Source organism: Chitinimonas naiadis (assembly GCF_054780835.1).
The window spans coordinates 539,656-562,566 of the sequence record NZ_BAAGVO010000004.1; the positions used below are offsets into that span (position 1 = coordinate 539,656).

A 22,911-nucleotide genomic window follows, 5' to 3' on the forward strand; every position below is an offset into this window, starting at 1 on the left:
GTGTTGCAAGTAGCGCAGCCCACCAAGATATAAAGCGCAAGCGATACGCTGCTCGCTACACTCGCGCGGTCCCCTCTGCGGAAGCCGCCATCATGTTGCAGCCCTTGTTGCGCCCCACCCTGCTCGCACTCAGCCTGATCACCGTTGGGCACGCGGCCGACCGTATCAGCGACGCCCCCTTCGCCACCCGTTCTGAAGTCATTGCCCCCCATGCCATCGCTGCGACCAGCCAGCCGCTGGCCACGCAGATTGCACTGGATGTGATGAAGCAGGGCGGCAACGCCATCGACGCGGCCATCGCAGCCAATGCCGCCCTGGGCCTGATGGAGCCTACCGGTGCCGGCGTCGGCGGGGATCTGTTCGCCATCGTTTGGGATGCCAAGACCAAGAAGCTCTACGGCCTCAATGCCAGCGGCCGATCGCCGAAGTCGTTGAGCTACGACAAGCTCAAGCAGGAACTCGACAAGCAGGGCTTGAAGGAGCTGCCACCGTTCGGCCCACTGCCGGTCAGCGTGCCCGGTGCGGTCGATGGCTGGTTCGAGCTGCACAAAAAGTTCGGCAAGCTAGGCATGCCGGCCATCCTGGCCCCAGCAACCCGCTATGCCCGCGAGGGTTTTCCGGTCACGGACGTAATCAGCTACTACTGGCGCCGGAATGTTCAGTCCTTGATCAAGTTCCCCGGCATCCGTGAGCAGTTCACCAAGGATGGCGTCGGCCCGGCCAAGGGTCAGCTGTGGACCAATCCCAACCTCGCCAACACCTACGACAAGATCGCCCAGGGCGGACGCGACGCCTTCTACAAGGGTGACATCGCCCGGCAGATCGCGGCCTATTTCGCCCGCAACGGCGGTTACCTGAGCTATGAAGACCTCGCCAGCCACAAGAGCGAGTGGGTGGAGCCGGTCTCGACCAACTACCGTGGCTACGATGTCTGGGAGCTACCACCGAACAGCCAGGGCATTGCCGCACTACAGGCGCTCAATATCCTGGAAGGCTATGACCTGAAATCTGCCGGCTTCGGCAGCGTGCAGCATGTGCACTGGTTCGTGGAAGCAACCAAGCTCGCCTTCGCCGACCGGGCCAAGTACTACACCGATCCGGATTTCGTGAAAGCCCCGGTCCAGCAACTGATCAGCAAGCCCTATGCGCAGGAACGTCGCAAGCTGATCGGTGAAGAGCGCGCGCTGCAGAAGGTGGAGGCCGGCAACGTGGCGCTCAAAACCAGCGATACGATCTACCTGACCACGGCCGATGCCGAAGGCAATATGGTCTCGCTGATCCAGAGCAACTACCGTGGCATGGGGAGCGGCATGGCGCCGGAGGGTCTGGGTTTCATCTTCCAGGACCGTGGCCAGCTGTTTGCGCTTGACCCCGGTCACGCCAATGTCTACGCCCCCGGCAAGCGTCCCTTCCAGACCATCATCCCGGGCTTTATCACCAAGGATGGCCAGCCCTGGGTGAGCTATGGCGTGATGGGCGGCGACATGCAGCCACAGGGGCACACGCAGATCGTGATGAACCTGGTGGACTTCGGCATGAACCTGCAGGAAGCCGGCGATGCGCCGCGGATCTATTGGGATACGCCGCAGCAACCCACCGGCGGCACCATGACCGATGGCGGCACGGTGAGCCTGGAAACCGGCTATCCCTATGCCACCATCCAGCAGTTGCTGCAGAAGCGTCACAAAATCACCTACGACCTGGGCGGTTATGGCGGCTACCAGGCCATCATGCGGCTGCCAAACGGCGCCTTGGCCGGTGCGAGTGAATCGCGCAAGGACGGCCAGGCAGCAGGTTACTGAGCACACGATGACCGCCTTGCTATCCGGCCTGCTGCTCGCCGGCGCACTGCTGGACATGCTCTGGCGCCAGCCGCCCTGGCAAAGCCTGGTTGGCCTCTATACCGCTCAAAGCTTGCTGGCGCTTGTTGCCTATGCCTGGGACAAACAGGCGGCACAGCGACAAGCGTCACGCATCCCCGAGCGCAGCCTTCTGCTCGTCGGGCTATTGGGAGGCTGGCCAGGCGCCTTACTGGCGCAACGTCTGGTTCACCACAAGACGGGCAAGGCCAGCTTTCAGTGGCGCTTCTGGTTGAGCGTGGCGCTCAACCTGGCTGCCCTACTGCTGGTACTCGTCCGTCCGGTCCTTTACACGCCCTTCCCCAGCCCACCATGACCCTGCCCTTTGATCAGCTCGCTGCACTGGATGTCCTGACCCTTAGCACTCATACCCAGGCCGCCGGTGACCTGTTGGACCACGCCACCCGGCTGGCGCAGCTGCGCGCTTCGGCTGCCGCTGGCGACCATTTCCTGCTGGTAGAACGCGATGGCAAGGTAGTGGCCTACGCCAACTACACGGTACGAACCGACAAGCAGTGGTTCGTACTCATGCTCAATATCCACCCCGCCCACCGCAACGCCGCTGTTACGGCCGAGATTGCGCAGCGTTCATTGGCGTTGTTTGTCGAGCACGGCGTGCAAAAGGTGGTGTCGCATGTCTATCGCAACAATCCGGCATCGCTACGCTTTCATCGCAAACTGGGGTTCAATGTCACTCGCGAGAACGACAAAGCGCTGGAATTCACCGCCTCACCGTCTGAACTAGCCCTGCTGCAACGGGTTGCGGGGCGGAAGGCTGTTTGACGTAGCTGGTGCAGCCTGGACAAGCTATCGTATCGGCAGACCCATCACATACCGCCCCAATGGCCAACTCCCTATCCCGCTACGGCATCCCTCCCAGCGTCGGCATGATCCGCCAATGGATCGATACCCTGTCCGAAAAAACCGGGCACAGCCTGGATGAATGGCTCGACCTGATACGCGAGGATGGTCCGGGCGACGAGACGGCGCGACGCGAGTGGCTCCAGCAAACCCACAAGCTGGGCAGCCGGGCGGCCACCTGGCTGGCGGAGCGGGCCGATGGCAAAGGCATGGACGAGGACTCGCCCGAGGCCTATCTGGTCCATGCGGAGCGCTATGTGCAAGCCATGTTTGCGGACGGCAAGGCGGGCCTGCTGCCTGTCTACGAAGCCTTGCTGGAGGCAGGCCTTGCCCTGGGTAGCGACGTCAAGGCCTGCCCGGCCAAGACCATCGTACCGTTCTATCGGCGCCATGTATTTGCGCAGCTCAAGCCCAGCACCCGTACCCGCCTGGACCTGGGCCTCGCGCTCGGCGATATGCCGGTGCCCGATCGCCTGATCGATACCGGCGGTTTCGCCAAGAAGGACAGGATCACGCATCGCATCGCCATCACGTCCATCGCGGAAATCGACGACGAGGTACGGCATTGGCTCAAACTGGCTTATGAGCGGGATAAGGCCTAGAACGGTTCATACGCCCTCTCCCCAGGGAGCAGCCATGCGATACGCCCCGCCGCTTGCCACCTACCTTGCCGTGTTGCTGGCTGCCTGCGGTGGCGGGGGGGGTGGCGACAGTGGCACCACGACGCCGCCGCCGGGCAATGGTGATATCGCCCTGAATGATCCAGTCAGCTATTCGGGCGCACCAGGCGCATCGCTCCCATCCGCTCAGGAACGGGCTGCCATCACTCACCACACCCTGAGCCTGAATGGCCTGGCCCTGGCCTACACCGCGACGACCGGCCACCTGACCGCCAGCCATCCACAAACCAATGCGGCCGAAGCTTCGTTCTTCTATGTGGCTTACACGCTGGACGGCCAGGCCCCGGGGCAACGTCCGGTCACCTTTTTCTATAACGGCGGGCCTGGTTCGGCATCGGTCTGGCTACACCTTGGTGCTTATGGCCCCAAACGGCTGGCAACCGGTGCACCGGCGACCAACGTGCCCACACCGTTCCAACTGGTCGACAATGCCGAGAGCCTGCTGGACGTCAGCGACCTGGTGTTTGTCGATGCGGTCGGCACTGGCTATACGCAGGCCATTGCGCCCAATACCAACCAGCAATTCTGGGGTGTGGATGCCGATGCCGCGGTTTTCCGCGATTTCGTGACCCGCTACCTGACAGTCAACCAGCGTACCGCCTCGCCCAAGTATCTGTTCGGGGAGTCCTACGGCACGCTGCGCAGCGCCCTGCTCGCCGACCTGCTCGAATCCGCCGGCACCCGCCTGAGCGGGGTGATCCTGCAATCGTCGATCATGAACTACAACAGCAATTGCGCGGTATTCAACCCCGGCACGGTCAATTGCGCAGGCTACCTGCCCAGCTACGGCGTGATTGGTGCCTACTTCAACCTGACCCAGCCGGCCCAGGGTGACCCTGCGGCCTATGCCACCACGCTGCGCAGTTTCAGTGCGGGTAGCTATGCGCCGGCTGTTGACCAGTGGATAGTCAATCGCGTCACGCCCAATGGCCTGGTGGCACAACTGGTGAATGCGACGGGCGCGCCTGCCGGGCTCTGGCAGACCAATCTGAGCCTGGACCCGACGAGCTTCCAGTACGGCCTGCAGCCACCCACGCTGATCGGCCGCTACGATGCGCGTGTGACCGCCCCGCTTGGCAGCCAGCTCGCTAGCGAGGGAGACCCGTCCTCGACCTTCATTTCGCCATCCTTCGCCAGCACCATACGCAGTTACCTGCCCACCACGCTGAAGTACAGCAATAGCTCGACCTACAACCTGTTTGTGAATGCCATCGACAGCTGGAACTGGCAGCATGATGCGCAGGCGCTGCCAGACGCCATACCGGACCTCGCCGCGGCACTACTGCAGAACCCTGCCCTGCGTATCCTGTCGCTCAATGGCTATCACGACCTGGCCACGCCCTTCTACCAGACGGAGCTCGATCTGGCCCGGCTCGGCCCTACGGCCAGGGTACAGATCAGGAACTACCCGGGCGGCCATATGACCTATCTGGATGACGGCAGCAGACGCCTGGGCAAGGCCGACCTGGCAAGCTTCTACCGCGCCGCTGCGGCCCCCTAGGCAAGGAGCGTCAGCATGAACAAGTCCTACTACCTCATTGGATGCCTGCTCGGTGGGCTGGTGCAGGCCGCCGAGCAAGCCGGCGGTTCTGCTGCCGCGCGGGCAAACATGGCACAGGTTGGTGACCCCTACCTGCCACCGGCCGCTCGCCAGCCCAGCCAGGCCACGCCGCCATCGGGAGCGGCTTTGCAGGCTATCGCCGTGGAGAAGTTACGGCGTCGGTTCGAGGCGGCCGATATCAGCCACAGCGGCACGCTGACGGAAGAACAGGCCAGACAGGCCGGCCTGGGATTTGTGGCCGAGCATTTCAAGCGGATCGATGTGCAGCAGCGGGGACGCATCAGTTTCGATGACCTGCGCCTCTACATGCGCGAACGCGGCGCCAATCTCTGACCCCCAGGTACCCGCGGAAATCCTGCCGATGACCCGTCTGTTCCACTTGCTGCTACTGGCACTCTGCCCGCTCTGGCTGATGGCTTCCGAGCATTTTGACCTGGTCAAGCTGACAGACGGGGTATACGCCACCGCGCGCAAGGAGCTGCCCGGCTTTGCGGTGGAATCAAACAGTGTCTTCATCATCAACGAGCAGGATGTGGTGGTCGTCGACGCGCAATCCAACCTGGCAGCGACGCGCGAGGTGGTCGCGGCCTTGCGTACGCTTACCGACAAGCCTGTGCGCTACGTGGTGAATACGCACTGGCATGACGACCATATCGTCGGCAATGCCATCTATCAGGAGCAGTACCCAGGCGTGGAATTCATTGGCCACGCCAAGGCCCGCCACTATCTGCAGGATGCCGGCCTCAAGGCCAGAGAACGCTTCCATCGCGACGACATCCCGCAGTTCTCCGCCATGCTCCGCGAGTCCCTCAAGCAGGGCAAGACGCTGGGCGGCAAGCCGATCAGCGAGGAGGAACGCCTGAGCTATCAGAGCGATCTGGCCCTGGCGGCGGGCTACGCCACCGTACCGCCGGATTTCCAGCCCCCCTTGCCTGGCATCACGGTGGATGACTCCCTCATCTTGCATCGGGGCAAGCGCAGTATCGAGATACGCTATCTGGGACGCGGCCATACTTCAGGCGACCTGGTGGTCTACCTGCCACAAGAAGGCATCGTGTGCGCAGGTGACCTGGTGGTCTGGCCTATCCCGCTGGTGGGGGGTGACCAGTCCCATGTCGCGGACTGGTCTGCGACGCTGGCCAAGCTGCAACGGCTGAAAGCCGATCAGATTGTGCCTGGGCACGGACCGGTGCTGCACGATGCCCGCTATGTGCAAACGGTGGCGGACCTGATGCAGGCGGTAACGGATCGCACGCGGAAGGCCATGCAGGGTGGTGCCTCATTGGCGCAGGTGCGCAAGGTGGTCAGGCTCGACGACCTGCAACAGCGATTTGCCGCGGAGAGTCCGGTACGCAATGTCCTGTTCTCCCAGTACGTGATCGGCCCGGCCGTCACCAGCGCCTACGAGGACCTGCAAGGTGATTGAGCATTTTTCGCCATCCGGCGTGCCCGGCAGCTTTCGAGGGTAGAATTCCGGCTCCCTACCGAGCACTCCGTCGTCATGAATCTCAGCGTCATCCTGCTACTCTTCGTCACCCTGGTTTGGGGTACCACCTTCCCCTTGCTGAAGTCAGCCTCCAGCTCGCTCTCAGGCGTGGAGATATCCGCTGCGCGCTTCCTGATCGCCTCGGTCTGCATGCTGCCCTTCGCGATTAAGGCACCGGCCAAGGCGTGGCGGGACGGGGCATTGCTGGGAGTCTTCGCGCTCACCTCCTACGTGGCGCAGGCTTATGGCTTGGAGCATATTTCCTCCAATCGCAGCGCCTTTCTGACCAGCCTGAACGTGCTGATGGTGCCCTTCCTGGGTCTGATGTTCGGCGGGCGTCTTGCCTGGCCGGTACTCCTGGCATCGACCATGGCCTGCCTGGGCATCGGTTTGATGTCCTGGGAGGGAGGTGGCAACTGGCAGGGGGATGGTGCCACGTTGATCTGCGCTCTCGCCTATGCGCTCTATACGATCTTCCTGTCGCAGCGCAGTGGCCGACATGAGGCACGTCATCTGGCGGCCACGCAGATCATCTTCATGGCCGTCTCCGCATCACTCTGGGTAGGCATCGCCAGCATTGGCGATCCGAAAGCCGCAACGCTGCCCGCGCGCGTGCTCGAGCACGGCCCCACCCTGCTCTATCTCGGCCTGATCGCGACGGCCGGCATGCTGGTACTGCAGGCACGTGCGCAACGCAATGTCTCGGCCGACAAGGCCGCCGTGATCTACGCACTGGAACCGGTATTCGCCGCCCTGTTCGGTTGGCTGCTGCTGAGCGAATCGCTGACCATGCAGGCCGGCATCGGCGGTGGACTGGTGGTCGTGGCGGTCATATTGAGTGAGTTGAAGCCGGCGGAAAAGCCACAGCCGGCTTGATCAAGTACAGGCGCAGGGACGCAGTCACCCCGTAAACCCTCATCTCGGAAAACCATGAAAAAAGCCGGCAATTGCCGGCTTTCTTGCGATCGCTTCAGACGATCAGGCGGTAGCCTTGAGCGGCGAGAAGTCGAGCGGTACGGCGGTCTTTTCGGCAAACTCGGCCTCGGTCACGCCGGGGGCCAGTTCGTGTACCGAGATACCCTTGGGGCCGACGTGCATGACACCCAGGTCAGTGATGATCATGTCGACCACACCCACGCCGGTCAGCGGCAGATTGCATTTGGGCAGGATCTTGGCCTCTTCGGTGCCGTCCTTTTTCTTGGCAACGTGTTCCATCAGTACGATCACGCGGCCCACGCCGGCGACCAGGTCCATCGCGCCGCCCATGCCCTTGACCATCTTGCCGGGGATCATCCAGTTGGCCAGGTCACCATGTTCGCTGACCTGCATTGCGCCGAGGATGGCGAGATTGATCTTGCCGCCACGGATCATGCCGAAGCTGTCGCTTGAGCTGAAGATGGCCGAGCCGGGCAAGGTGGTGATGGTTTGCTTGCCGGCATTGATGACATCGGCGTCGACTTCCGCCTCGGACGGAAAGGGGCCGATGCCCAGCAGGCCGTTTTCGGACTGCAGCCAGACTTCCATGCCGGTCGGCACATGATTGGCAACCAGGGTAGGCAGGCCTATACCCAGGTTGACGTAAAATCCGTCCTGCAATTCCTTCGCAGCGCGGGCGGCCATTTCATCGCGGTTCCATGCCATTTCGGGCCTCCTTAACCGTTCGGGTTTTCGCGGGTGGTACGTTTCTCGATGCGCTTCTCGGGCGTGGCGTTCAGCACGATGCGATGCACGAAGATGCCGGGGGTGTGGATGGCATCCGGATCGAAGCTGCCGGTCTCGACAATTTCTTCGACCTCGACAATGGTGATCTTGCCGGCCATGGCGACATTGGGATTGAAGTTGCGGGCGGTGCGACGGTAGATCAGGTTACCGGCCTTGTCGGCCTTCCAGGCCTTGACCAGCGAGATATCCGCCGTCAGTGCGTGCTCCAGCACATACATCTTGCCGTCGATCTCGCGCGTTTCCTTGCCCTCGGCCACCAGGGTGCCGTAGCCGGTTGCGGTATAGAAGGCGGGGATGCCGCTACCACCGGCGCGCAGCTTCTCGGCGAGCGTACCTTGCGGGGTGAACTCGAGCTCCAGCTCGCCGGCCAGGTACTGGCGTTCGAACTCCTTGTTCTCACCCACGTAGGAGGAAACCATCTTGCGGATCTGCCGGGTCTCCAGCAGTTGCCCCAGGCCAAAGCCATCGACACCGGCGTTGTTGGAGATGGCCGTCAGGTTGCGCTTGCCGCTGTCACGCAGGGCGGCAATCAGGGCTTCAGGGATGCCACACAGGCCGAACCCGCCGACGGCGATGGTCTGGCCGTCCTGCACCAGTCCGGCGAGCGCTGCATCTGCGCTGGGGTAGATTTTATTCATGGATGTTTCCTACTGCGGTTAGTAGATCGGTAGACGGATACGGTGCGCAGCTGCTTGCCGCCGTCATTTGTCTGGTCAGGATGGCCGCCAGGCAGCCATCACTGTACAAAGGGGCGCTTCCCTATACAAGTAAAGTACAAGCGGGGGCGACTTTTCCGGCCTGAATCACGGCTACTGTGCGGTCCAGCCGCCATCAACATTCCAGGCGGCCCCACGTATCTGGGAACCGGCCGGGCTCGATAGAAAGACCGCCAGTTGACCCAACTGTTCCGGCGTGACGAATTCCTGTGAGGGCTGCTTCTCCGACAGCAGATCGGCTTGTGCCGCCTGCAGTGTGAGGTTGCCGGCCTGAGCGCGTGCCTCGATCTGCTTTTCCACTAGTGGGGTACGCACCCAGCCCGGGCAGATTGCATTGCAGGTGATACCCGTCTGCGCCAGTTCGAGCGCCACCACCTTGGTCAGGCCAACCAGGCCATGCTTGGCCGCTACGTAGGCGGATTTCTGGACCGATCCCACCAGGCCATGGACCGAGGCGATATTGATGATACGCCCCCAGTTGCGGGCCCGCATGCCGGGAACCGCCAGCCGGATGGTGTGGAAGGACGAACTGAGGTTAATGGCCAGTACAGCATCCCAGCGCTCGGGCGGGAAATCCTCGATGCTGGCCACATGCTGGATGCCGGCATTGTTGACCAGGATGTCCACACCACCGGCCTCCTTGCCAGCGTAGGTCATCATGTCGGCAATCTCGGCCGGCTTGCTCATGTCCGCCGGATGGTAGTGCACGACCACACCCAGCTCGCTGATCTGGCGGCGTGCTGGCTCGGCATCGCCAAAGCCGTTGAGGACGATATTCGCCCCCTGCCTGGCAAGCTCCAGCGCCATACCGAGGCCTATACCACTGGTCGATCCCGTAATCAGGGCCGTCTTGCCATTGAGTAGTTGCATGGGTACTCCATCCGCTGCGGGCGGGCAGCGAGAGATAGAAAGGCAGGGCTGCGTTGCAGCCGTTACCAAGGATCATAGTCGGACATGGCTTGAGGCACCGGCGGGCCGCAGATCAAGCCGTGACATCGGGCCCCGCTGAAATATCGCTTGTCTCCATTACGTCTTATCGGTCACACATTCAGCTGGCGACCGTCGCCGCATCCCCGCACCTGAAGGCACAAGCTACGGACCGGAACCGCACAGCAGCATCCATGCCATGACCGCCCGATTTAAAGCTTTTACTTTAAAAACAACTATTTGCCGGATGGAAGAGACCAACTGATCGCTGCGGACGGCGGCGGTGCACAGTGGCTTGTCCAGTACGGCAGACACCCGACCGGGATTGGGCGGCCAGGCACTGTCCAAAATTTCAGACTCGGCGCCAAACCTGCCCGCCGTGCCGTGCACCCGGCAGCGCGCTTGAGAGGATGCCATCCGCCTCGCCATGTGCATGGGAGCAAGCGCATCTGCGCCAGCTTGGTTATCCTGCTGTTTTTAGCCCACCACAGCAGACGCCATGGCCAAAGCCACCAAGCCGTCCCCGGTACTCGCCCCTGTCGCCACCAGGCAGCCACAGTCCTTGCGCCAGCATGGAGAAACACGCATCGACGACTACTTCTGGCTGCGCAACAAGGAAGACCCGGCCACCATCGCCTACCTGCAGGCCGAAAACGCGTATGCGGAGTCGCTGACGCAGGCGAGCAAGCCGTTCGAGAACAAGCTGTTCGAGGAGATGAAGGCCCGCATCAAGGAAGACGACAGCTCGGTGCCTTATCGCCTGGCGGGCTATTACTATTACTCGCGCTTCGAGATCGGCCGCCAGTATCCCCTACTCTGCCGCAAGGTCATTGCCGCCGATGGCAGCTGGGCAGAGAGCCCGGAGCAATTGCTGCTCGATATCAACGCACTGGCCAAGGGCAAAAGCTTCATGGCGGTGGGAGAATTCGAGGTCAGCCCGGACGGCAAGCTGCTGGCTTACTCCACCGACTCCACCGGCTTCCGGCAGTACCGGCTGCAGATCAAGAACCTGGAGACCGGCAAGCTGCTGCCATTCAAGCGGGAGCGCGTCACCTCCGTCGCCTGGGCGCTCGATAATGCCACCTTGTTCTATACCACCGAGGACAAGCAGACCAAGCGCTCCAACCAGCTCTGGCGGCATAGGCTGGGCGCGACGGAGGACAGGCTGATTCACGAGGAAAAGGACGAGCGCTTCGGTACGGATGTATTCCTGACCCGCAGTGAAGGCTACCTGGTCCAGCAGATCAGCAGCCACATCACCTCGGAGATCCGCTACCTCAAGGCGGACCAGCCTACAGGTCGCTGGAAGGTCCTGGCACGTCGCAAGGCGGACGTGCAGTACAGCCTCGATCATCGTGACGATGACTTCTATATACGCATCAACGATACAGGCCGGAACTATCGATTGGTCAAGGTACCGGTCGCCGATCCGGCCAAGGCCAACTGGCAGGAACTGCTCGCGGAACGGACCGATGTCATGCTTGAGGGCATCGACCTGTTCAAGCACTACATGGTGGTGCACGAGCGGGAGAACGGCCTGAACAAACTGGTCATCACCGACCTGCGCAAGCAGCAGAGCCATGCGATCGCCTTCGACGAGCCAGCCTATAGCCTCGGTACCGAAGCCAACGCCGAGTGGGATGCCCAGGTGTACCGCTACGGTTATGAATCCATGACCACGCCGGACACGGTCTACGACTACGACATGGCCACGCGCAAGCAGGTGGTGATGAAGCGCCGGCCGGTGCTGGGGGACTTCGACTCCACCCGCTACCAGACCGAACGGGTCTGGGTGACGGCGCGAGATGGCGTACAGGTGCCCGTATCCCTGGTCTACCGCAAGGGCAGCCGCAAGCAGGACGGTGCGCCACTCTGGCTGGAAGGCTACGGCGCTTACGGCATACCGAACGATGTGTACTTCTCCGGCAACCGTCTGAGCCTGCTGGACCGCGGCATGATCTATGCCGTGGCGCATATTCGGGGCGGCGGTGACCTGGGCGAGAAGTGGCACGATGCCGGCAAGATGGCCAGCAAGCTCAACAGCTTCCAGGATTTCATCGACTGTGCCGAGGGCTTGATACAGCTCGGCTACACCCGTGCCGACCAATTGGTGATCGAAGGTGGTAGCGCCGGTGGCCTGCTGATGGGTGCGGTCAGCAATATGCGGCCGGACCTGTTCCGCCTGGTCGTATCGGAAGTCCCCTTCGTGGACGTGCTGACCACCATGCTGGACGCCAGCCTGCCGCTGACGGTGGGCGAGTACGAGGAGTGGGGCAACCCCAACAAGAAGGCCGAGTACGGCTGGATGCGGGCCTACTCGCCCTACGACAACCTCAAGGCTCAGCCCTACCCGACCATCCTGGTGAAGACTTCCTTGAATGACAGCCAGGTGATGTACTGGGAACCCGCCAAGTATGTCGCCAAGCTGCGTACGCTGAAGACGGACAACAACCCGCTGCTGCTCGTGACCAATATGGGCGCGGGTCACGGCGGTGCGAGCGGCCGCTTCGATCGGATCAAGGAAATCGCCTTCGACTACGCCTTTGTCCTCAGCCAGCTTGGCCTGGCGGACTAAGCCGTTCGAAAATAAAAAAGCCGGCAATCGCCGGCTTTTTTTGCTACGCGCCGATCAAACCACAGCGGCGGTCGAACCTGTCACCGGCAACGCCTTGCGGTAGGCAGCCATGCGGATCCAGTACATGATCCAGACAACCAGCACTGCAATCCATGCGATCAGGTTGATGAAAGGGATCATGCAGGCAACGGTCGACACCACAAGGCCGATGGCCAAGGGCATGGCGCCGTCGTTCTGTTGACCCACAGAGGCATAGTCCTTCTCGATGGCCTTGGAGAGCAGGCAGACGTAGACGAGATACCAGATGCCACCGATCAGCGGAATGAAGGCCAGCCAGATCAGGGCGCCTTCAAACGGCTTGTTGGCCGGACTCAGCTTGTTCATGGTCCCTTGCAGGGTGATGAAGTAGAAAATCACCGGGACCAGCATGACCAGGAAAATAACCAGCCCGATGATGCCGAAGCCCGCCATCATTCCCATCGCTTGCGTATCTGACATTTGTTTGCTTCCTCTATCTTGTTTGAATTGAGCGCGGCACCTGCTGCGTTCCAGCACTATATGACACCGCCTGCCGCTCTGCAGCCTGTCGCGCTCCGGATGGCCATATTCACGCTGGAGGCCGCCTGAAACAAGACATGCATACCGGTATCAAATCGTCTTTCCGGTCTTTGCCCGCACTACAATCGCCGGCCTATGGCCGACCTTCCCCTCTATCGTCACCGCCCCTTTCTGCTGTTGTGGCTCGGCAGCGTTGCTTCGAGCTTCGGACTCGCCATCGCACTTCTGGCCGAGACTTGGTACGCCGTCAACGTTCTGCACCTCAAGGCTGAGCTGGGCTATGTGATGCTGGCGGGCACCTTGCCGCGCATCGCACTCATGGCACTGGGCGGCGTGCTGGCAGATCGTTTCCCGCGAGGCCGCATCATGGCTGCCAGCTTTGTCTGCCGGGGCGTGCTGATGGGTGGCGTCGCCTGGGCCATCCACGCCGGGCAGATGAACCTGGCCTTGCTGATCCTCATGGCGGCAGTCTACGGCGCGCTGGATGCGCTGTTCTGGCCGGCACGCGATGCCATCCTCCCGGCGCTGCTGAGCGGCAACCTGTTGACCCGTGCCAACGCCTGGCTGCTGTCCACCAATCAACTGGGCCTCGTGTTCGGCCCGGTACTCGGCGGCATCCTGCTTGCTGCCCTGCCGTTCGAGACCGTCTTCGCCATCACCGCCGCGGTGATGTTGCTCGGCGCCTTGGCTTGCGGCGGCATACAGGAACCCAAGCAAGAAGCCCGCGTGCACCTGCCGGTCTGGGCAGCCCTCAAGGAAGGTTTCGCCAGCGTACGCGACACACCTGTCCTGCTGACTCTGCTCGCGATCTATGCGATCGCCAACCTGCTGTTCATGGGGCCAATGGGGTTTGCCCCACCGCTGCTGGCTGCCAGCCTGCCCGGCGCCAGTGCCGGCATGCTGGCGCAGCTGCAGAGCGCCTTTGCCGCCGGCATGCTCGCTGGCGGCGTGCTGCTGGCCATGCGTCCGCCTAGGCATCGGCGCCTGCGGCTGATCTGCTGCCTGATTGCCGTGGAGGGCCTGTTGCTGGCGGCACTGCCGCAACTGGGCGCCAACGCCGCCACGCTGGTCCAGTTTGCCATCGGTTTCTGCGTTGCCTGCAACAACATCCCCATGCTGGCCCTGCTGCAGCAATACACGCCGCCTGATCGCATCGGCCGGGTCATGAGCCTCAACAGCACGGCGTCGCTGGGGCTCACCCCCATCTCCTATGCGCTCTCTTCAGGATTGCTCTCGGCCGGGCTATCGCTGGACAACCTCGCCATGGTGGGCGGCTTGGGCCTGACGTTTTGCTGCCTGATCCTGCTGGTGGCATCCACCACCGTGCGCCAGTCGGACTAGACACGACCCAAAAAAAAGCGCCCCGCTAAAGGGGGCGCAAAGTCATGCCACTACGCAGAGCGCCCGGCGCGCCCCTGGACTCGAGGGCACCTCCAGAAACCCCACTCTCGTCGCGATGCGGCGTTGCTCGTGAAAAATTCCCCCTTACATATCAAACATATGCCGCGTGAAATTTTTTCACTCGCGCCTTGCGTCGCTTAGAAACCGAGGATTCTGGAAGCCCCCTCACGGCACGATGCAAACCACGGCCGAGCGGGCCGGAATCTTGAAACTGCCGCTACTACCGCAAACCGTCGCAGCCGCAGCACGCACCCTTGGGTCGGCCGCCGAGGCGGATGACTGGACCGGGTGCAGCACATAGGGTTTGCCCGCTTCGGCGGCGATCGTGATGGTCTGGTCGACCTTGTCGACGTTGACGAAATACAGCACATCACTAAAGCCGGCACCACCGTAACCCTGGCCATCCAGATGGCCGGCGATCACGCTGGCAACCTGGGCGGAACCGGTGTTGTAGAACACCAGCCTTTGCTTCACGTCACTCGCAGCACGTAACCGGAACAGGGTGGAACTCTTGCGGATGGCGAGCAGGTCACGGAAAGCATCGCGCGCGTAGGCAATCTCACTACCGCCAGGCTTGATGCCCGTATTAGCCAGCAAAGGCTTGAGCACGCTGTAGTTGTCGCCGTTATCCGTCTTGTTGGGCGCCCCTGTACCGAAGTAGTTGTCGGCATAGCTCCAGTCCAGGCGGTTGAACCAGTCACCCGAGTTGTAGCTGTTCCGGTCCATGGACTTGGAACGCAGGGTGTCGATACCGGCATGGAAATACGCCACACCCTGGCTGAAGCTGTTGATCGCCGCACCAAGCATCTGCACCCTGGCCCGCTCCGCCTTGCTGGTCGCCAGCGGCAGCTTGTAAGCGTTGATATCGAACAGGGTCTGGTTGTCGTGGTTTTCGACATAGTTGACCACTTCCTGCGGGTCGGACACGTAACCCGCCGGCTGGCCGCCGTAGTCGATCTCTGACAACTTGCGCACGGTGTCCTGATAGGTGTTGAGTGGATAGTCGCGCAGGGATCCCGCCAGACCTACCTTGACCATGTCCCCTGCCGCCAGCAGATCGTTACGGGTCTTGCCCGCGCCGGAACCGTTGTCGTCGTAGAACAGGCCGCTGATGTAGCCCTGGTTGCGGACCAGATCATTGCCGCCATCAAATGGTCCGCCACCGCGAACGGCATCCCGCGCCCGATCACTGAAGGTACCGATGCCGGAGCCATTGAGCGACAGCTGCGAAGCCTGCTCAAAGCGTGCGCCATTGGCGACTTCGCCAAAGTTCCAGCCCTCGCCCACCAGCAACACATCGCGACCAGCCGCGGCGTTGACGGCAACCTTGAGGTCTTCCATGACCTTGCGGGGCTGATGCGCCATCAGGTCGAAGCGGAATGAGTCGATCTTGTACTGGGTAACCCAGGTCTTGACCGAGTCGATCATCAGCTTGCCCATCATCAGGTTCTCGGTTGCCGTATTGGCGCAGCAGGTCGAGGTCTCTACTCCGCCGGTGCCGTTGAGCCGCTGGTAGTAGCCCGGCACTATGCGATCAAGCACCGACTTGGCATCCTGGCCCGAGGCACTGGTGTGGTTGTACACCACGTCCATCCCTACCCGTAGTCCAGCCTTGTGCAGCGCCATGACCATCTGCCGGAACTCGACGACGCGCTTGGCCCCATCGGCGGCATCCGAGGCATAGCTACCCTCTGGTGCCGTGTAGTGGTAAGGGTCGTAGCCCCAATTGAAGCAATCCTCGTCCTTCACCGCCGCCACCGCGGCTTGCTGGTCTTCGGCATCGGCTGCGGCATTGGGGATCGTCGGATTCTTGCAGCCGGACTCCGGTACCGTGGCCAGGTCGAACACCGGCAACAGATGGATGTCGGTCAGGCCGGCAGCCGCAAGGGCCTTGAGGTGTTTCATGCCGTTGGCCCCCTCCTCGGTAAACGCCAGGTACTTGCCGCGATTGGCGGGACTGACCGTGCTGTCGTTGACCGAGAAATCACGCACATGCAGCTCATAGATGGACATGTCCTCCTGCGCGGCCAGATTGGGTCCGTTGCTGGCATCCCATCCACTGGGCTTGAGGCTGGCAGCATCGAGATTGGCCAGATAGCTGCGCTTGGAGTCCGTTGTCAGACTGATCGAATACGGATCGGTCACCCGGTTGCGTACGACCCCCACACCACGCACGAATACATCCACCAGATAGGTGTAGTACTTGCCGGACAGATCACCCGACTTGGCCAGGCGCCAGACGCCGCTGGCAGCATCGCGCGTCATGGCCTCGATGCTGCTGGCTTTGCCACTGCCCGTGTCATATACGCAGGCCTGGACCTTCTGCGCGGTAGGCGCCCACAGCTTGAGGTTGCTGCTTCCCCCTGCCACGCTGGCACCCAGATCGGCCACGGCCCTGGCCGCACTGAACTGGTCATCCAGCGCACCTGCCAGTTGGGCAGTGGTCGCATTCTGTACCTTGCCGTCGGCACTTTCCTGCACCAGGACCAGTTGGTTGACATGCAGGTCAGCCAGTCTGGCGAGGTCCGCATCCTTGACCTTGAGCACGACACCCGGCGCCACGAACTTGAAGCGCGTGGCGACATCCGACGGCACGCTGCCACCAAGCTCAAGCGTGATTGAACCATCCGCACCGCTTGCAGCGACGTCCTTGCTGACCTTGATCTGGCCATTCGCGCTGTAGTAGAGCTTGAATACACCCCCGGTATCCACCTTGGGCCATTGCAGCAATTGCTTGCTGAGCCAGTAGGCCTGGGCATCGACACTAGACACCGAACGGGTATCCGGTGCGGCGGCATAGACGGTGGCATCCTGCTGTAGCAGCCACACTTCACCGACCTGATTGACGACGTTGAGTGCAGCAAAGTTGACCTTGACATTGTCGTTGCGGCCATCCTTGTCGTCATTGCCCGGCTGCCCTGCGCCTCCCAGGCCGTGGATGATGAACTCCAGGCTCTTGCGGGTGGCATCCTGCTTGGGATTCAGTACGGGAATGTCGAACACGACCTCGCTGCTGCCAAGGCTATAGCCTGGCATCTTTGCGAACGGCACCGGGCTGTTCCAGTTCTCGATCACCACGCCGGCAGGCAGCCGGCTGGCATCCATGCCGTTGCTGGACCACAGGTGCAGGCCCCAGCCACCGTATTGGGCATCGAAGCGCTTGTAGTGCACCCGTACCGTGGCGATGTCCTTGGCGGCGCCGGACAACGGGTTGCTGGTGTAGTTGACCTTATCACCGGCCACCTTCCAGATTTCCTTGCCATCCGCCACCTTCCAGTACTGCTGTTCGTCAGTCCCGGTCTTGCCGCTCCAGCCGGAGGGCTCACGGTTGCTGTCACCGTTATGGAGGATGAAATTGAAGGCATCTGCCGTCACCGGTACATCCCAATAGGCGCCATAGCTGTCGTTGCCCGTCGGGCTCTTGCCAGGCCAGCCTCCCAACGCCTCGCCCGGCGCGTTGTAGACGTAGGTCTGCCAGCCGCTGTAGTTGCCGTCGGGCCGGTTGTAGTGGATACGGACACTGCCTGCCGCCGGCGTGCCACCGCCGGAACCACCGGCTGCGGGGATGGCAAACAGGACTTTCTGGAAGTCGGTGCTATCGCAGTAGGCGATATCCCCGCTGGCTGGCGGGTTGGTGGTACCGCCGCCGGGGTTGCTATCGTCACCCCCGCCGCAAGCGGCGAGGAGCAGGCTACTAGCCAGGCAGGCGCAGAAAATGCGCAGCCGGGCCCAGCGCCCTGGGTCGCGTTTGGATTGCATGGGTCGTCACTCCGTTATATCGCCCTCTTCGAGGGCTGGTTTATTGTGCGGCGCAGCGAAAAGACCCGTAACAAATCATTGAAACTACAAGGATTTTCACCACACCAACTCATTTGTGACGGAGTGGACCCAGCCGGTCAAGCCTGGCATGCATACCGGTATGGTCTGGTGGTGATACGTCCCGCTGTAGCGGGGATAGCGATATCAGGCCGTATATCGCCAAATGCAAAACGCCAAGGACCGAGCCTTGGCGTTTTGTGTAATCGGCTTATCCGCAGGTACTTATGTCCTGCGGGACTGCAACAAATTACAGGGGTTGCAGATCCAGCTTTTCGAACAGTTTGCGGTCGCCATCTGCCTCGGGGTTGCCGGTGGTCAGAAGCTTGTCGCCGTAGAAGATGGAGTTGGCACCGGCCAGGAAGCACAGGGCCTGGACGGATTCCGACATCTGCTGGCGGCCCGCCGAGAGGCGCACAAAGCTCTTGGGTACCACAATACGGGCCACGGCGATGGTGCGTACGAACTCGCTCCAGTCAATGCCCTCCTGGTCCGCCAGCGGCGTACCTTCGACCTTGACCAGATTGTTGATCGGCACCGACTCGGGCTGAGGGTCGAGGTTGGCCAGTTGCGCCAGCAGCCCCGCGCGCTCTTCACGCGTCTCACCCATGCCAACAATGCCGCCACAGCAGACGTTCATGCCCGATTCGCGCACCTGGCGCAGGGTATCGAGTCGATCATCGTAGCCACGGGTGCCAACGATATCGTCGTACTTCTCGGGAGCGGTATCGAGGTTGTGGTTGTAATAGTCGAGACCGGCATCCTTGAGCTCACCCGCCATACCTTCCTTGAGCATGCCCAAGGTGGCGCAAGTTTCGAGCCCCAGCGCCTTCACCCCCGCAATCATCTGCTTCACTTCTTCCAGATCGCGCTGCTTGGGGCCACGCCAGGCCGCGCCCATGCAAAAGCGCGAGGCACCGGCTTGCTTGGCTGCCGTCGCGGCGGCCAGGACGTCGTCCAATGGCAGCAGATCCTGGCTGGTCACACCCGTGTCGTAGCGGACAGACTGCGGGCAATAGCCGCAATCCTCCGGGCAGCCGCCGGTCTTGATCGACAACAGCGTGGACAATTGCACCTTGCTGGCATCGAAATGCTCGCGGTGCACCGTCTGTGCACGGAACAGCAGGTCATTGAATGGCAGCGCAAACAGGGCGGCGACGTCTTCCACCGTCCAGTTCTGAACTTCGGCATGCGGAACAGGCTTCTTGTGGAATGCCAGGTGTTGCGGGGCTGTAGCTTGATTCATTGGCTTGGGGGAAGCAATCTTGTTGGTCTAGACCCTAATTTTTGGGTCTGGTCACGATCTTGTCAAATCCGCACAGCCGGGAATTTGACTGCTGCACAAAAATTACACACCAAGCAAGCGCTCATGCTGTGGGGCTGATGTTTGCTGATGCCAGCCCTGTGGCTGCCCGAGAAATCCAGCCGGTTCGCCGGGAGCACGTATCCCGTGTATAAGGCGCTTTGCCGTTCAAGACAGGGGCAGCCAGGGCGCATTGCCCACGCACGCCATACCGTTAAATGATGCCTTTACATGCCCTATATCCATAAGAATCATAAGCGTATCCAGATACAAGCCGGCTTGCGCCTCACGCCAATTCGTGTGATGAAAGCGACAATGTGAGCGGCTCCTCCCTATTCAAGTTCGCACCCCGCGGGCTTTACCATCTCGTCACCCTGATGGCTTGCTTTGTGCGCGCAAACGTAACCGTCGACCCGATTACCGTCAGCCAGGACAGCTATCACTATCGGGTGCAGCCCGATGGCCATGCCTCGCTGGCGCGCGCCTTGCAATTTCGCGTCAATAGCGCCCAGGGGGTCCAGGACAATCAGGTTTTGAACTTCGGATTCAACAGTCACCAGCAGAAACTGACGGTACGCGAAGTGCGGCATAAAGGGCGTGATGGTCGATGGCATGCAGTCCCGCCGGCAAATATTCGTATCGTTACCGGAGCAGAGGCCGGACTGAAAACCGACATGCTCGACATCAAGGCGCTGCAGGTTTCGCTGCCCTGGCTCGTCATCGGGGATAGCGTACGCGTGAAGTTCGACACGGCCGCCATCAGGCCGGATGCCTTTGGCAACCATTTCTACGCAACGCATGAATTACCGATCGGGTTCGCCAGCAAGGCCATGGAGATCACCGTCGATGCGCCGGCCTCCATGCCGATACGATCAGTAGCGCGCGGCTTTGTGACGCCAGGCCCCAGCCTCGTCAACGACATGATGCGATATCAGTGGCGTGCCGAGGCGGCTCGCAATGATCGGCTCGAATTCGAACAAGCCGACAGATCGGCCTCTGCCCGGATGGTCCGCCTGTCAGACTTCGACGACTATGCCGCCCTGGCGCGGGCCTATGACTCGCAATACCGGCCCATGGTGCAGGCGGATAAGGCGCTATCTGCATTGGCGACCTCCCTGGTGGAAGGGCTGCAGGATTCGCGCGCAAAGACGCTCGCGATCTATCGATGGGTCCAGGCGAATGTGAAGTACCGCGCGCTCTACAAGGCCTATGAACCGTGGCTCCCCCACCCTGCCTGGCAGACGTTGCAGCGGCGCCAGGGTGACTGCAAGGATCACGCTGTTCTGCTGGAAACGATGCTGGCGGCGGTGGGGGTGGACAGCACGCCGGCGATGGTCAACCTGAGTGCGGATATATTCAGCCTGCCAGAGGTGCCAACACCGGAATCCTTCGACCATGTCATCACCTATATACCGTCCCAGCATCTCTATCTGGATGCAGCGACCAAGTTTACGGTTGGCGAGTATCTGGCAGCCAGCGAGCTGGATAAGCCGACCCTGTTGGTCAAAAGCGGCACGATAGGCCACACGCCGATTCATCAGCCCGGGCGCAAGGTATACCGGTCCGAGGTCCGGATCGGCCAGGACGGCTCGGCCCGAACTCGTTTCTCCCTCAATGCCGACGGCTATTTCGCCGGCGAAAAGGCAGATGACTATGGCAAAGCCGCGAAGTACTGGCTTGGGAAGACCGTCGAAAATTTCGTCACCCGCCTGTCGCTGCCGCAGGTGCCAACCAGCACGGATTTCAGCGAGCCCAAGGAGGCGGGCGAGCAGTCCGTGGACTATCACTTCGAGTCCGTCGGGCACCTTGCATCCTTCCTGCCAGCCATCGACCCGCCCACCCTGGCGGCGAGCAGTTCATTGATGAACGAGATCGCACACACGGTAGCCGCCTACGGTATTGAGCAGAAGCGAAGCAAACCGTTTGTATGCAACGATCAGGACATTCAGGAAACCGAAACCTATATCCTGCCTGACGATCTGGAATACGCCGCTATCCCGGAAGATGTGCATATCGCCGATGCCTTCATCAGTTACCACACGAGCTATCGGCGCGAAGGCCAGGCGCTGACCATCGAGCGGCACCTACGGCGATACAAGGCAGAAAGCCAGGTCTGCATGCCCCAGGATTTCGACATCATGCGGCCCACCATCGAGGCCATGCAGCGTGATGTCGGCCAGCGCATCCCGCTCCGGCGACGCACATGACTCAAGCGGTGACGGGTAGGCCACCGTTACCGGCCGGCAACTCAAATAGCTCCCCCGCGGCTTAAGTTGGCCACCTCGTGAAAGGATGGCGCAGGTGTTATTCATTTCATTAAAAGCGCTCTGGACAATATCAACATCGGCGTCCAAACATATTAATAAGATTGATACCAACAGAAAACAAGCCACCAAATAATCAATTATTAACATGTAAATTTACACGTCAATAATCAATAATTTACCTGTCGAATTTGCTTACAAAGCAAAATAAATAATTTTTTAAATTAAATTCAAGTCATTGTTTTTATTTGAATTTATTCATTAGCATAAAACCTGCTGAATTGCCAAGGCGGCACCGCCGCACATATAAACAATCCAGGAGGTTATTACCATGCGCAAGCATACCGGCACTTCAATCTTGTTGTTTACACTGCTGACGGCGACTACCTTGGCAGCACCCGTCGGCTCTCCGGTCGTCATCAGTGAAAGTGGCATCCCGGGTGCCATGAATTCGACCAAAGGGGTGGATCAGCTCAGCGGCCAGTACGATGAGGTATTCACTGCTACCAGTACCAGCAACTTCTTTACGGAGGCTGTATTCAAGGCGGGCAGCTGGTTCAAAAATGGCGGCGTTGTTCCCACGCAACTGAATGCCCCGCAACAGCTCGGCCAGAACCAGTTCAGCTTCGGTTATGGGCTGTACGCGAAATTCTCCTCGGCAGGCACCTATCTCAACAACCCCAATGGTTTCACCTTTACCGGCGGGAACGCCTATCTGGAGCTGTGGGTTGATCCGGACCAGAACACCGACTACCGCGTCAAAACCAGTGCCATCGGCAGTGTGAACAACCTCGACCTCGCCTCCGGCGCAGGGTCCGACACCGACGACATCCTGCTGGGTAGTGCCAGCGTGTTGCTGGCCGGAGAAGGTGCAGGCGTGGCGGGGTTGGCCAACGGTAACTTCGAAATGATCTTCGGGAACTGGTCGTTGACGAAGGCGGGCAGCGGTTATTTTGTGACGCCCAACCCCTTCTATCTGGTGATCGACCTGAACGGTAACTTCCAGAACTTCATGCCCGTCAGCGGTAGCAGCATCCAGTTGATGAACAACTCCGCGAATGCCTTCTTTGTACCGGAGCCTGGCATCCTGCTGCTGACCGGCATCGGCCTGGCCGGATTGATGGTAAGGCGCAAGCGGCAAACCCGCCTGGGCTGAGCAAGCAGGCTTAGCCTGGTGGCGCA

Annotated in this window: 18 protein-coding genes; 12 read left to right on the forward strand and 6 right to left on the reverse strand. The window is 61.1% G+C overall.

Annotation, left to right across the window (positions count from 1 at the left end; translation table 11 throughout):
• Window positions 1–92: 92 nt before the first annotated feature.
• From ggt to ACYVHK_RS08460, 8 genes are all read left to right on the forward strand, one after another.
• Window positions 93–1,802 (forward strand): gamma-glutamyltransferase family protein, encoded by a 1,710-nt coding sequence (ggt, locus tag ACYVHK_RS08425; protein ID WP_460529793.1) that lies wholly within the window; start codon window positions 93–95, stop codon window positions 1,800–1,802.
• Between the two features lie 7 nt (window positions 1,803–1,809).
• Entirely contained in the window at window positions 1,810–2,175 is a 366-nt protein-coding gene (locus ACYVHK_RS08430) for a DUF1294 domain-containing protein (protein WP_460529796.1), read from the forward strand.
• Entirely contained in the window at window positions 2,172–2,642 is a 471-nt protein-coding gene (locus ACYVHK_RS08435) for a GNAT family N-acetyltransferase (protein WP_460529799.1), read from the forward strand. The genes ACYVHK_RS08430 and ACYVHK_RS08435 overlap by 4 nt, the downstream gene beginning before the upstream one ends.
• 59 nt (window positions 2,643–2,701) lie before the next feature.
• On the forward strand, window positions 2,702–3,322 hold the full coding sequence (locus ACYVHK_RS08440; RefSeq protein WP_460529802.1) for a DUF5655 domain-containing protein: 621 nt from the start codon (window positions 2,702–2,704) through the stop codon (window positions 3,320–3,322).
• A 34-nt stretch (window positions 3,323–3,356) separates the two neighbouring features.
• Window positions 3,357–4,901 carry a S10 family peptidase gene (locus tag ACYVHK_RS08445; protein ID WP_460529805.1) on the forward strand — a complete coding sequence of 515 codons (1,545 nt, stop codon included), beginning with the start codon at window positions 3,357–3,359 and terminating at the stop codon, window positions 4,899–4,901.
• Between the two features lie 15 nt (window positions 4,902–4,916).
• Entirely contained in the window at window positions 4,917–5,294 is a 378-nt protein-coding gene (locus ACYVHK_RS08450) for an EF-hand domain-containing protein (RefSeq protein WP_460529808.1), read from the forward strand.
• A gap of 28 nt (window positions 5,295–5,322) precedes the next feature.
• Window positions 5,323–6,387 (forward strand): MBL fold metallo-hydrolase, encoded by a 1,065-nt coding sequence (locus ACYVHK_RS08455; RefSeq protein ID WP_460529811.1) that lies wholly within the window; start codon window positions 5,323–5,325, stop codon window positions 6,385–6,387.
• A gap of 75 nt (window positions 6,388–6,462) precedes the next feature.
• A complete protein-coding gene (locus tag ACYVHK_RS08460; RefSeq protein WP_460529814.1) occupies window positions 6,463–7,323 on the forward strand; it encodes a DMT family transporter in 861 nt (286 codons plus the stop codon).
• 102 nt (window positions 7,324–7,425) lie between these two features.
• Here ACYVHK_RS08460 and ACYVHK_RS08465 read toward each other — a convergent pair whose 3' ends face one another.
• From ACYVHK_RS08465 to ACYVHK_RS08475, 3 genes are all read right to left on the reverse strand, one after another.
• Entirely contained in the window at window positions 7,426–8,088 is a 663-nt protein-coding gene (locus ACYVHK_RS08465; protein ID WP_460529817.1) for a sugar phosphate isomerase family, read from the reverse strand.
• Window positions 8,089–8,099: 11 nt separating this feature from the next.
• Window positions 8,100–8,807 (reverse strand): CoA transferase subunit A, encoded by a 708-nt coding sequence (locus ACYVHK_RS08470; RefSeq protein WP_460529820.1) that lies wholly within the window; start codon window positions 8,805–8,807, stop codon window positions 8,100–8,102.
• Window positions 8,808–8,978: 171 nt separating this feature from the next.
• Window positions 8,979–9,755 (reverse strand): 3-hydroxybutyrate dehydrogenase, encoded by a 777-nt coding sequence (locus tag ACYVHK_RS08475; RefSeq protein WP_460529823.1) that lies wholly within the window; start codon window positions 9,753–9,755, stop codon window positions 8,979–8,981.
• A gap of 556 nt (window positions 9,756–10,311) precedes the next feature.
• On the opposite strand from ACYVHK_RS08475, the gene ACYVHK_RS08480 reads away from it, so the two are divergent.
• On the forward strand, window positions 10,312–12,387 hold the full coding sequence (locus tag ACYVHK_RS08480) for a S9 family peptidase (RefSeq protein WP_460529826.1): 2,076 nt from the start codon (window positions 10,312–10,314) through the stop codon (window positions 12,385–12,387).
• 54 nt (window positions 12,388–12,441) lie between these two features.
• Here ACYVHK_RS08480 and ACYVHK_RS08485 read toward each other — a convergent pair whose 3' ends face one another.
• Entirely contained in the window at window positions 12,442–12,885 is a 444-nt protein-coding gene (locus ACYVHK_RS08485) for a hypothetical protein (protein WP_460529829.1), read from the reverse strand.
• A 195-nt stretch (window positions 12,886–13,080) separates the two neighbouring features.
• Between ACYVHK_RS08485 and ACYVHK_RS08490 the strand changes: the two genes are divergently transcribed.
• The gene (locus ACYVHK_RS08490; protein WP_460529832.1) at window positions 13,081–14,286 is read left to right on the forward strand and encodes an MFS transporter; all 1,206 of its coding nucleotides are present in this window, start codon (window positions 13,081–13,083) and stop codon (window positions 14,284–14,286) included.
• 225 nt (window positions 14,287–14,511) lie between these two features.
• Here ACYVHK_RS08490 and ACYVHK_RS08495 read toward each other — a convergent pair whose 3' ends face one another.
• Complete coding sequence (locus tag ACYVHK_RS08495; protein WP_460529835.1) at window positions 14,512–18,105, reverse strand: alpha-1,6-glucosidase domain-containing protein; 3,594 nt, start codon at window positions 18,103–18,105, stop codon at window positions 14,512–14,514.
• A 307-nt stretch (window positions 18,106–18,412) separates the two neighbouring features.
• Window positions 18,413–19,408: a biotin synthase BioB gene (gene bioB, locus ACYVHK_RS08500; protein ID WP_460529838.1), complete on the reverse strand. Its 996-nt coding sequence runs from the start codon at window positions 19,406–19,408 to the stop codon at window positions 18,413–18,415.
• A 446-nt stretch (window positions 19,409–19,854) separates the two neighbouring features.
• On the opposite strand from bioB, the gene ACYVHK_RS08505 reads away from it, so the two are divergent.
• Together ACYVHK_RS08505 and pepA are read left to right on the forward strand one after the other, a co-directional pair.
• Entirely contained in the window at window positions 19,855–21,672 is a 1,818-nt protein-coding gene (locus tag ACYVHK_RS08505) for a DUF3857 domain-containing protein (RefSeq protein WP_460529841.1), read from the forward strand.
• Between the two features lie 388 nt (window positions 21,673–22,060).
• The gene (gene pepA / locus ACYVHK_RS08510; RefSeq protein ID WP_460529844.1) at window positions 22,061–22,885 is read left to right on the forward strand and encodes a flocculation-associated PEP-CTERM protein PepA; all 825 of its coding nucleotides are present in this window, start codon (window positions 22,061–22,063) and stop codon (window positions 22,883–22,885) included.
• Window positions 22,886–22,911 lie beyond the last annotated feature (26 nt).